This window comes from Caballeronia sordidicola (assembly GCF_000729995.1).
GTDB classification, from domain to species: Bacteria; Pseudomonadota; Gammaproteobacteria; order Burkholderiales; family Burkholderiaceae; genus Caballeronia; species Caballeronia sordidicola_A.
Genome location: NZ_JNFG01000008.1, coordinates 146,736 through 159,849 on the forward strand (window position 1 = coordinate 146,736; position 13,114 = coordinate 159,849).

General features: G+C 60.4%; 2 protein-coding genes. Both read left to right on the plus strand.

Going from position 1 to position 13,114, the window contains the following annotated elements:
* Positions 1–59 precede the first annotated feature (59 nt).
* Positions 60–12,524, plus strand: coding sequence for a hemagglutinin repeat-containing protein (locus tag FH08_RS48245; protein WP_051887992.1), 12,465 nt, complete (start codon positions 60–62; stop codon positions 12,522–12,524).
* On the plus strand, positions 12,511–12,870 hold the full coding sequence (locus FH08_RS51720) for a hypothetical protein (protein ID WP_152602764.1): 360 nt from the start codon (positions 12,511–12,513) through the stop codon (positions 12,868–12,870). Before FH08_RS48245 ends, FH08_RS51720 begins: the two co-directional genes overlap by 14 nt.
* Positions 12,871–13,114 lie beyond the last annotated feature (244 nt).

Genomic DNA, 13,114 nt, shown 5'->3' on the forward strand with positions numbered 1-13,114 from the left:
CAGGGCGTCACGGCCGCCAGGACCGATCGCAGTGCTCGGCGACTTTACGCTATCGAAAGGTGGCTCTCGCTGTGCTGGCTTGCGTGTTGCCTACGGCTGTCCTTGGGCAGGTCGTAGCCGATCCAAATGCTGGCGCACGTCGGCCGACAGTCATTCAGACAGCGAACGGTTTGCCGCAGGTGAACATCGTCGCACCCTCTGCTGCTGGGGTTTCCACCAACGCATATTCGCAATTGTCGGTGCCGCACGCTGGGATGATTCTCAACAATTCGTCCACGATCGTCCAAACCCAGCAAGCGGGCTACATCAACGGCAATCCGAACTTCGCGCCGGGCCAGTCCGCGCGCATTATCGTGAACCAGGTCACGGGCAATTTACCGTCGTCCTTGAATGGCTATCTAGAGGTTGCGGGCCCCAAGGCTCAGGTAATCCTATCTAACGCCAATGGCATCCTGGTCGACGGTGGTGGTTTCATCAACACTTCCAGAGCCACGCTTACGACAGGCACGCCCAACTTCGATGCGGGTGGAAACGTCTCTGGTTTTACGGTGACGGGTGGAATGATCACGGTTCAGGGCGCGGGCCTGAATGCAGCGAATGTCGACCAAGTCGATCTGATCGCGCGAGCGGTCACCGCCAATGCCGCGATCTACGCGAACAATCTAAACGTTGTTACAGGCGCGAATCAAGTTGACTACGACACGCTGGTGGCGACGCCCATCGCTGGGACCGGCACGGCGCTCGGCGTGAGCATCGACGTGAGCCAGTTGGGCGGCATGTATGCCAACCGCATCGTCCTGGTCGGCACCGAGCAAGGCGTCGGGGTGTCGCTACGTGGGGTGCAAGCGGCGCAGGCGGGCGATCTGACGCTCACCACGCAGGGTCAACTGCTACTCACCGGCCAGACAAGCGCCGCTGGCAATGTGTCACTTTCGGCGCGCGACGGCATCACCAATAGCGGCACGACATATGCCGCGCAATCGGTCACAGTTAACTCAGGTGGGACGATTGCCAATAGCGGCAGTCTCGCTGCGCAGCAAAACACCACGGTCAACGGGAGCGCGATCGCCTCGACCGGCCTGTTAGGCGCGGGCGTCAATGCCGATGGTTCGATGGCGCAAAGCGGCGACCTGACGCTGAGTGCCGTGAACTCGGTGTCTGCCAACGGCACGAACGCGGCTGGCGGCAATGCGTCGGTGCAAGGCGCTAGCGCAAGCCTTTCCGGCAGCCAAACTTCGACGAACGGCAACCTGACCGCGACCGCGAGTGCGGGTAACCTTGATTTGACAGGCGCGACGACGCATGCGGGCGGCGTGTTGAATGCGAGCGCGCAGGGGAGCCTGATTAACGATCGAGCGTCGACGAGCGCGCAGGGGCCGCTCAGCATCACTGCAGGTGCCGTCTCGAATCAGGCGGGCCAGGTCGTTTCACTTAGCACCGCCAGCGTGCAAAGTGCTGGCGCGATCAACAATCAGCAAGGGATCATCCAGGCAGCGGGCGCCGGGCGTGTTTCCGGCGCTTCGATCGATAACACGGCAGGCCGCATCGTTTCGTTGAACAGCGACGGACTGTCCATTTCGAGCACGGGTGCGTTGACGAACGCGGTGGGCACTACGGGGAGTGGTGCGCAGGGTGGCGTGATTGGTGCCAACGGCGCGCTGCAACTCAGCGCGGGAGCGCTCGCCAACCACGGTCAGATCAATGCGCTAGGGGACGTCGCTGTTAACGCGCAAGTGTTCGACAATACGTCGGGGACGACGACCTCAGGGGGAACGCTGAGCGCCACCGTGACCGGGGAGCTTAAGAACACTGGCGGCTCGTTTTCCGGTGCGAACACTAACGTTTCTTCTGGGTCGATTGACAACGGTTCCGGCTCGATCCAGGGCAATCACTTGAGCCTTGCCGCGACGGGAGACTTCTCGAATCGCAGCGGCACGATCACACAATTCGGTACGGCGGACACGACCCTCACCGCTGGCGGCGCGCTCGACAATACCGCGGGCACGCTGACGCTGAATGCGTCCAATCTGACACTTGCTACGGGCAGCCTGACGAACGATGCTGGCAAGATTGCGCACGCGGGAACTGGCGTGCTGACGGTAGGTGCCCAGGGCGCCGCGAGCAACGTAGGCGGTAGCATCGCGACCAACGGCCAAGTGATTCTTGATGCGGCTAGTCTGGCGAATGCGCAGGGTACAGTTTCGGCGCTCGGGGACTCGACGCTGACGATTCACGGCGTGCTCGATAACGCGAACGGACTGCTGCACGCCGGCGGATCTCAAGCGGTGCAAGCCGGTGGCGCGATCACGAATCAGGGCGGCACCGTGGAGGCTGCAGGCACGCACGCGAGCCTGAGCATTTCGGGTGCGAGCGTGGACAATTCGACTGGGCGCATCGTGAATGTCGGCGATGGCGCGGAGACCGTATCAGCGCAGCAAGGCTTGAGCAATGCTGCCGGAGGATTCATCGGCGGTAACGGAGACGTAGCCCTGTCGGGCCAGCAGATCACCAATGCTGGATCGGTGTCAGCAAGTGGCCGCGCGCAAATCAACGGAGCGCTCAATAACAGCAAGGGCACGCTGATCGCGAACGGTGCGCTTGATTTGCAGACTACGAGTGCGATCCAGAACACGCAAGGCGAGATCCAGGCGGGCGGTGCGCTCACGAGCACCTCGGCGTCGCTCGATAACACGGCTGGAAGGCTTGTGTCGCTCAACGCCGACGGCATGCTGATCACGACGACAGGAGCCCTGACAAACGCAACGGGTACGACGATCAGTGGTGCAGCAGGCGGGGTGATCGGCAGCAACGGCGCGCTGCAAGTGAAAGCGGGCTCGCTTGCCAATCACGGCCAGATGAGTGCGCTAACGGACACTACCGTCAACGCACAATCGTTCGACAATAGTTCAGGGGCAACCAGTGCCGGTGGCACGCTGAGCGCTACGGTATCTGGAGCGCTCACGAACACCCAAGGCGCGCTCTCGGGCGTGGAAGCAGACCTCTCGGCCGGGTCGATTGACAACGGCGCTGGCATGATCCAGGGCAATCACCTGAGCCTTGCCACAGCGGGCGATCTGTCTAACCGCCAAGGTACGATCAGTCAGCTTGGAATCCTCGACACGACGATCACCGCTGGCGGCTCGCTCGACAACACCGGCGGGAAGCTTGCCTCAAACGCGACGAACCTGACGGTGAACACCGCTAGCCTGACCAACGACGCCGGTCAGATTGCCCACGCGGGCACGGGCGCTTTATCTGTGGCAGTCCAAGGCGCTGCGAGTAGCGTGTCGGGCAGCATCGCGACCAATGGCAACGCCGTCTTTAATGCGGAAAGTCTGGCGAATGCGCGAGGCACGATCTCAGCGCAGGGTGACTCCGTGCTGACGGTCCACGGCGCACTGGACAATTCGAACGGGCTGCTACACGCGGGCGGATCCCAAACGGTTCAGGCCGATGGTGCGATCACGAATCAGGGCGGTACCGTCGAGGCCGCGGGCACACACGCTAGCTTGAGCGTTTCGGGTGCGAGCGTGGACAATTCAACGGGTCGCATGGCCAACGTCGGCGATGGCGTCATGACCGTTTCGGCTGGACAGGACTTAAGCAATGCGGCCGGGGGATTCATCGGCGGCAACGGAGGGGTCACGCTGTCAGGCCAGCAGGTCACCAACGCCGGATTGGTCTCGGCCAACGGGGATGCGAACGTCGCAGGCCAATTCAACAACAGTACCGGAACGCTCACCGCGAGCGGCGCCATCGGCTTGCAGACGACCGGTGCGATCCTGAACACGCAAGGCGAGATCCAGGCGGGCGGTGCGCTGACGAGCACCTCGGCGTCGCTCGACAATACGGCGGGCCGGTTGGTTTCGCTCAACAGTGACGGGCTGTCGATCACGACGACTGGAACACTCACGAACGCGGCGGGTACAACGGCAAGTGGGGCTGCGGGTGGTCTGATAGGCACAAATGGCTCACTTCGGACGGCCACCGGGGCACTGGCGAATCACGGCCAGATCAGCGCGCTCGGCGACGCAACCGCGTACGCGCAGTCGTTCGACAATAGCTCGGGGACAACCACCGCAGGCGGCACACTGACCGCCGCGGTATCCGGAGCTTTCACGAACACGCAAGGCACTCTCTCGGCGGTCGAAGCGGATCTGTCGGCGGCATCGATCGACAACGGATCCGGCTCGATTCAGGGCAATCACCTTAGCATCACGACAGCGGGTAACCTGTCCAATCGACAGGGCACGATCAGCCAGTTTGGAAACGTCGATACGGCGATTTCCGCCGGTGGCGCCATCGATAATACCGGCGGAAAACTTGCATCGAACGCGACGAACCTGACGGTGACAGGGGCTAGCCTGACTAATGACACCGGTCAGATTGCCCACTCGGGGAACGGCACAATGAGTGTTTCCATGCAAGGCACGGTGAGCAACGTGGACGGGAGTCTCGCGACCAACGGCAATGTTGTTTTTACTGCGGCGAATCTGGCGAACGCGCAGGGCACGATCTCGGCTCAGAGCAATTCGGCGTTGACTGTTCAAGGTGCGCTCGACAATACGAACGGCATGTTGCATGCGGGCGGCTCACAAGCGGTGCAAGCGACGGGCACGGTAACGAACCGAAGCGGCACGATCGAAGCAGCGGGGGCGCAATCGACCGTGAGCGTGTCCGGTTCGGGTGTTGATAACACGGGAGGACGAATCGCCAATGCCGGTACTGGGCTCACGACCGTTACCGCGCAACAGGCATTCACCAACGCAGCGCTGGGCTCGGTGCGCGGCTTCGTTGGAGGCAACGGTGACGTTACACTGTCGGACGCGCAGATCACCAACTCGGGCGATGTGAGCGCAACTGGCAATGAGACGCTTACCGCCCAGAGCGTGAACAACGCGAACGGCTCACTGGTTGCTGCCGGCAACATCGGCGTTCAGATACCCGGTGCATTCAGCAATCAGTCGGGGCTCTTGAGTGCGGGTGGTACCGCCTCCGTTGGCGCGGCTTCCATCGATAATTCGGCCGGCCACCTTGAAGGCACGCAACTCGCTGTGACCTCGCGAGGTGGTTTGAACAATTCGGGCGGCACGCTTACGCAATACGGCACAACCAACCAGCAGATCACCGTCGCCGGTACCTTCATCAACACATCGGGTACGGTGTCGAGCAACGCCACCTACCTGGGAATCACTGCGGCCAGCCTGATCAACGACCACGGTGTGATCCAGCATGCGGGCGCCGGCCAGTTCAGCCTGAGCGCCGCTGGCGCCGATACCAATATCGGTGGGCGGATCGGTACTAATGGTGCGCTTGTGGCGCAACTCGGAAGCCTCGATAACACGGGCGGTTCGATATCGGCTCAACAGACCCTGAACGTGGTGGCGTCCTCTGACGTGGCGAACCGCAGCGGCGGCACACTCTACGGCAACACGGGCGCGAGTGTGACCACGCACGGCCAGTTCGACAACACGGCCGGATTCACAGAGAGCGGGGCAAGCCTTGCCGTGCAGGCAGACGGCGCGGTGACGAATGTCCAGGGGACCATCACGGCGAACGGCACGAGCGCGGCGCATGGCACGCTCAGCGTGTCAGGGGCGAGCGTGAACAATACAGCGGGGCGCCTTACCAATGCCGCCGACGGCGCGACGACGATTTCTGCGGCAAGTATCGAAAATGCGGCGGGCGTCCTGGGTGGCAACGGCGATGTCGCCGTGAATGCGCAGAGCCTGTCGAACATGTCGGGTGCGCAGGTGGTGAGCTCGAGTGCGTTGAACCTGAATGTCATCGCAAGCGTGAACAATTCCGGTGGCTTGCTCTACGGGGGCACGGCCCTGCGGTTGATTCAGGCCAGCGTGTCGATGGCCAATAACGGTGGCACCCTGCTCGGCGGGCTAGACGTGTCCGCTAACGTCGCTTATTTGAACAACCAGGGTGGCATCATCCGCTCGAACCGCGACATCAGCGCGAGCGGTGCGATTGTCGGCGACGGCGAGATGACAGCGGGCCGCAACCTGAGTTTGACGGTTGCGGGTGACTACACTAATGGCGCGGCGAATCACCTGCATGCCGATGGCGGGTTGACGCTTGCGGCGAGCGGTAACGTCACCAATACCGCGACCCTGGGTGCGGGCGGCACGCTCACAGTGAGCGGCGCCAATGTGACCAATACCGCGAGCGGCGACCTCGTTGGAGCAACGACCAATGTGAACGCTGCGGGCACGTTGGCCAATGACGGGCGGATCGAAGGCGACGCTGTGAACACGACCAGCGCAACGCTGGCCAATACGGCAACCATCATCGGTAACGCCGTGCAGTTGAATGCGACCGATGTGCAGAACATCGGTTCGCGCGCCGTGATCGCCGGTGCGCAGGCTGTCAACATTTATGCCGGCAATTCGGTGTCGAATCTCGATGGTGCATTGATCTACAGCGCGGGGAATATGCAAATCGCGCGAGATGGCAATCGCGATGGGACCGGGATGCTCGCCGACCAGGTTAATGTACTCACGAATCGTTCGGCCGATATAGAAGCGGACGGCAGCATCGACATTGCGGCGCATACGGTGAACAACAGCCGCACGAGCATCGTCACGCAAGCGGGCACGCCGCAAACGAGCACACAAACACTCTCGGTCTGGACGGCAGGCCTGTCGATGGGCGATCTGGGCCAGTACAACAGCGAAACAATCGGGCCGTGGACCTGGTCACGTGACAATGCCCCGCTCAAAGCTGAGATTGTAGGCGCTCTTTCTGCTCCAATCACCATCACCGTGCCCAAGTCGAGCGTCGCGAGCCTCAACACCGGCACGCAGACACTGTCGTTTTCGGTCGCACCAACGGACACTTACACAGAATCGGCCGGGACATGGGACAGCGACGAATTTACACCCGCGCCGCAACTCACCCGGCCGCTCACGACCAATCCGACGCAGTACTACCAGAGCATCAAGGATAACGGCTCGACGTATTCCATCACCTTCTGGCCGGACTGGGATCCGGCTAAAAACATCCGGCCGGATCAGGTCAGGGTGCGCTATGACCTGGGACCCGATTCGCACGACTACAACGAGATCTCGCGTAGCGCTGCGATCACGACCACGACCGACCAACTGCTTAGCGCCACAGCGGCTGCGAAAATTCAGGCGCAAGGCACGATCCGGATCAATAGCGACGGCGGGTCGATCAACAACCAGTCCTCGACGATGGCGGCAGGCGGTAACCTGATCCGTCGTGCGACAGGAGGCAGTGTCAACGACACTGGTATCTTGCTGCAGCAGACGACGAGCGAGACCGACACGTCGACGTTCTATTGGCACCAGAAAACGGGGAACAACAGCGACACGCAGGTGGTACTGTATCCGGCGGTGGTGACGGCCGCGACCACGGTGGGTGGGTTGCCGGCGATTGCGACGGCCAATGGAGCCTTGGTGACCGATGCACAAAACATAACCGTCGGGGCGGTGAACAGGCTAGGGGCGACGGTAACCGGCAATGGCGTCACGGGCGGCAACGCGACCGGCACGCAATTGGGAGGTGTGACGGGCAGCGCTGGCGGGGTATCTGCCACCGGGACTTCGGGCGGTACGTCGGTGGCAGGCGCATCGGGCTCGATTGGCGCGACCACTCTGTCCGGCATTCCGGGCAGCTCGGGCGGCGTATCGGGGACCGCAGGCGGTATGTTAGTCGCAGGCGCTTCGGGTTCGATCGCAGCCGCGAGTCTTTCCGCCACCAGCGGCGTGTCCACGCTTGCCGTTCACGGTGGTTCGACGTTATCCGGGGCAAGCGGCATGACGCTGCATCCGCAGACGCTGGGCACGGCCTCCGGTGGCCTGCCTGATCTGGCGTTGCCGACCAACGGGCTCTACACGTTTCACACGGCGCCGACGCAAACCTATCTGGTCGCGACCGATTCGCGTTTTACGCAGTACACGAGTTTCGTGTCGAGCGACTACATGCTGAGCGCGTTGAACCTCAATCCGACACAGGTCCAAAAACGCCTGGGCGATGGCGCGTATGAAGAGCAGATCGTGCGCAATCAGGTCACCGCCCTCACGGGGCGCACGTTTCTCGCTGGTTATTCGGACAACATGGACGAATACACGGGTTTGATGAATAACGGCGTGACGTATGCAAAGGATTTCAATCTGACTCCGGGTGTGGGCCTGTCGGATGCGCAGATGCAGCAGTTGACCACCGACATGGTGTGGCTGGTGTCGCAAGATGTGACGCTGCCTGACGGCACGCACCAATCGGTGCTGGTACCCAAGCTGTATCTGGCGCAGGCCGATACGGTGGATCTCGCGGGCAGCGGTGCGCTTGTCGCAGGTAACACGGTGGACATGAACGCGGCGGACACCGTCAACAACAGCGGCCACATCGTGAGCGACGTGGCGACAACGATCCTCGGCAACAACATCGTCAACCAGGGCGTGATTGGCAGCGGCGGCACTACGACAGTAAGTGCGGTGCAGGACGTGCGCAACTTAAGCGGGCGTATCGGCGGGCAGGATGTCGTGGTGAGCGCCGGTCGAGATGTCGTGAACGAAACCCAAACGATCGGCGTGTCGCAAACAATGGCGACCGGTGGAGAAAACGGCGGTGTTTCGAGTGTCTTGAGCACGGGCGTGCAGGCGGTCGCCGCCATCAGTGCCGCAGGAAGCACAACGGTTACCGCGCAGCGCGACGTGAATGTGGTGGGGGCGACTATATCGGCCGGTACTAACACGGTAGTAGCGGCCGGGCGCAACCTGAATGTGGGAACGGTTGCGCTTACCACTTCGCAGGACGTGCAGACGGGCGATGGCAAGAACTACGGGCACGACAGCATCACGCAGAACCTGGGTAGTACGCTGTCGGCCGGTGCGAATCTGCTGAGCATATCGGGTGGCAACACGACTATTACCGGCTCGATCGTGCAGGCGGGCAACAGTGCGATGCTCGTCGCAGCGGGCAATTTGACGGTGACGGCGGCGGTCGATACGCACACGCACAGTGAAGCGTCGCTGGGTGGCCCGCGAAGCCAATACACGAAATCGTCCTACGACGAAACGGTCCAGGGCAGCAGCGTTCAGACGGTGGGTGCAGCTACGCTGGCTGCGGGTCAGTCGAGTGCCGCAGATTCTCTGCTCACGGCGATGAGCGTTACTCCGGCTAACAATCCAGTTGCTGCTGCGACCAAGGGTGATCTGGCGATCTTGGGTTCTTCGGTTACCACGCAAACCGGGGCGGCAAACCTGCTGGCATCGGGCAATGTGACGGTTGGTGCCGTCACCGAAACCCACGATGCCGATAGCTGGGCGAAAACACACCATTCCGGCTTCCTCGATGACGAGAAGACTCTCGACACAAGCAGTTTGCACGCAACGAATTCGATCGGCTCGACTGTTTCAGCCGACTCAGTAAGCGCTGTTGCGGGTAAGGATTTGACGGTAGCGGGTTCGACGATTGCCGCGACTAACGATGTTGGCCTGCAGGCCGGCGGGAATCTGACCATCGGGACCACGCAGAATACAAGCCAAAGCAGCACCTATCACGAGTCCAGCATGACGGGGATTGGTGCAAGTGACGGCTTGTCATACGGCACTGATGCGCAGAAGGTGGCGACTAACGATCAGTCCACCACGCCGGTAGGCAGTCTTGTAGGCAGTACAAACGGAAGTGTCAACCTTGCGGCGGGCAGCACTTTGCATATCACGGGCAGTGACGTGCTTGCGGCGCAAAACATTACGGGGACAGCAGCGAACGTCACGATCGATTCAGCCGTCACCACACAGCATCACGACGAATCACAGGAATCGAAAACAAGCGGTCTCACGCTGGGTGCGACGGGTGGTTTGATCAGTCTCGCGGAGAATACCTCGCAGGAGGCTGGGTCTGCGTCTAAAAGCGAGGATTCACGAGCGGCAGCGTTGCACGGAATGGCGGCAGCGCGTGATGCGTACGATACCGGGAGTGCTATTGAAGGCAGTACCGCAGCAGGTGGCACGCAGAACGGGATGCAGGGCATGGCGGTCCAGCTCAGTTGGGGCAACAGCCACAGCAAGTCCACGGAAAGCGACAACAGCACCACGAATCTGGGCTCAAATCTGAGCGGCGGTGGCAACGTCTCGCTTACCGCCACCGGTCGCGACGCGCAGGGCAACCCGGTGGACGGAAATCTGAATATCGTCGGCTCCAATGTCTCAGGGACGAACGTCGCGCTCGCAGCAGCGAATCAGGTGAACTTGCTGGCATCTCAGGATACGGCGAATAGCCACAGCACCAATGAGTCGAGTAGCACGAGCCTGGCCGTTTCGTACGGTACGAACGGATGGGGCGGCTCTGCCTCGGCCTCGAAGGCGAGCGGTAACTCAGACAATGCGAGCGTCACGCAGAACAACACGCACATTGCCGCCACCGATACCGCCAGCATCATTTCTCAAGGCGACACGAACCTGACCGGCGCGACCGTGACAGGGAATACCGTGACGGCCAACGTCGGGGGAAATCTAAATCTCCAAAGCCTGCAGGACACAGCCCAATCGAGCGCGCACCAGCAGAGCGCGGGTGGTTCCGTCAGTTACAGCCAGTATGGTGGTGGCTCGGGCAGTTTCAGTGCGCAAAACCAGAACGGTTCAAGCAACTACGCGAGTGTTGCCGAGCAGACCGGCATCTCGGCCGGAGATGGTGGATTCAACATCGCGGTAAAGGGTAATACCGATCTGAAGGGCGGGATTATTTCCAGTACGGCGAGCGCGGACCAGAACAGCCTGACGACTGGGACGCTGACTTTTAGTGACATTCAGAATCATGCGGACTACAGCGCGTCGACGAAGGGGATTAGCGGCGCCATGACGACCGGTAGTCAGTCGGTCGAAAAGCCGACGGGTCCCACGTCGGGCACGAACACGGGCAGTATCTTGCCTGCCTTGCCCCAGAACTCAAACGGGAGTCAGGACGGTACAACCAGAAGCGCCGTGAGCGACGGCAGTATTGTGTTGACCAACGGGACGCAGCAAACGCAGGATCTAGCGAGCTTGTCGCGAGATACGACTGGTACAAACACGGTTCTGAGCAAGAGTCCTGACCTGAACAACATCCTCACGAATCAAGCCGATATGGCCGCCGCCACCAGTGCGGCAGGTGAAGCGGTTTCGAAAACGGTCGGAGATATTGCGACGGCGAAAGAGAAGGCCGCCGATCAGCAATTGACGGCTGCGCAGCAGGCTTATCAAGCAGATCCGAGTGACGCGAACAAGGCTGCACTCGATGCAGCCCAGACCACTGCGGATGGTTGGGCCGACAACGGCGCATATCGGGCGGCGCTTCATGGGGCTGGCGCTGCGCTGGTCGTGGGATTGGGTGGGGGGAATGCGTTGGGCGCCGCTGCCGGAACAGCCGGTTCAGTGCTTGCCTCTCAGGCCACGGGTGATCTGGCGAAACAACTGACGGTTCAACTCGGGATCACGAACCCGGACGTGAGCGCGGCGGTGACAAACCTTGTGAACAACGTCGAGGCTGGTGGGATTGGCGCAGCGCTAGGAGGATCGTCGGGAGCGGTGGGAGCGTCGAATGCGGATCGGTACAACCGGCAATTGCATCCAGATGAACGCAAGTGGGCAAGCGACAATGCGAAGGCGTTTGCGCAGTTCTACGAGGACAAAACAGGTCAGTCAATTTCGGTCGATCAGGCTCAGCAAATGTTGCTGGCAAACGGTTATATTCGTGTTGATCAGGCCACGGCGAGTGGCCCTGGCTTTGATTCGACGGCAGCGCAGTACATCACGCAGAACGCCGGAAACCTGTTCACAGCAACGTCGACGGAATACAAAAGTCCGTTGCTCAATGGAACCGCGGATGGGTCGCTCAATCCAGAGCAGCGCGCGTTACCGGGTGCAGTGGCCAATCCGACAGTTGGTCTCGTGACGGCGGGTGTGATCACGGGCGGACTTGCGGCAGGACCTGCGGTCGTGGCAGGCGCGGCGGCCGCAGTTGAAGCGTGCGTGGCCAATCCGGTGCTGTGTGTTAATCAGGCTTCGATTGGCGCAGGTGAGATCGCAGCGGGCGGCGCGATGCCAGCAGGCACCGGTGCGGCTGTAGTTGGAACTGCCGCAGCGGCCAAAGAGGCGATCATTCTCAACAACTATTATCGGGATGGTGCGCCTGTCGACCTGATCCAACAAGCTTTTGCTCAAGCGGCCACGAGTTCGACACATAACGCTGGAGCTTCGGAAGTTATACTGGGAAAATATATTGCGGGCAGCAGCGACTCTTATGAGGCTGTCGCGCAAACGCAAGGCGCGACTTATTTTTCGATGTCAGACTGGAGTAACGTTCAGGCACAGCTCGGTGCCGACAAGATGTGGAGCATCAACAAGGCATTTCTGGATCAGCAAATGGCTCAAGGGAAGACATTCGTTTTTACAGCTAATCCCGCCAATGCCAATGTAGGTACCTTTACCAATTTGGAATATAAGTATCTTCAGGATAGTGGATATCGTATTGTGCCGGACAAATCGGGATTCTATCGTGCAACTAAATGATGACATGACGAGCTTCGCCCAGCTCTATGAAACTGTAATCGGATTCTACAAAGCGCTTGAAAATAGACATGTTTCTATTTTTGCTGACCAAGCACCGGGGAGCGGTGAAAGATACTACGTTAGATTTTTAGTGGATAGAAAGCATGTTGTTGAGTATGCAATCGTTAAGGACCGAAATATTTGTCTGAGCGGGCTATCTCTGGGGATCGGCCCGCAGTATTTCGGGCCGGCAGATTTCTGGTCATACAAAGATTCAGAACGCTTTACGTTAGAAGCTTCGACAGAAGCAATTGCCCGCAATCTAGCGTTGCTCGATGAATTTTTTGGTTATGTAGCCCGTAGTTAGACCGGCATATTGGCCACTGTACCCACGAACCCAATTGGGCGAACGACAGCGCCAAGGACTTTGCACAGGTCTACGAGGAAAGGACCGGTCAGAGGTCGCGTTCGAATAAGCGTAGAAGATATTGCCGGTGAATGCTTCGACTCCGGCGAGCGCGGTGCGTGACACAACTGGCTTGCAAGTTACCAATGACGTTGCACGGAACGACTCCTTTTTGAAAAATCAGTGCATGTTGAATACGCCATTG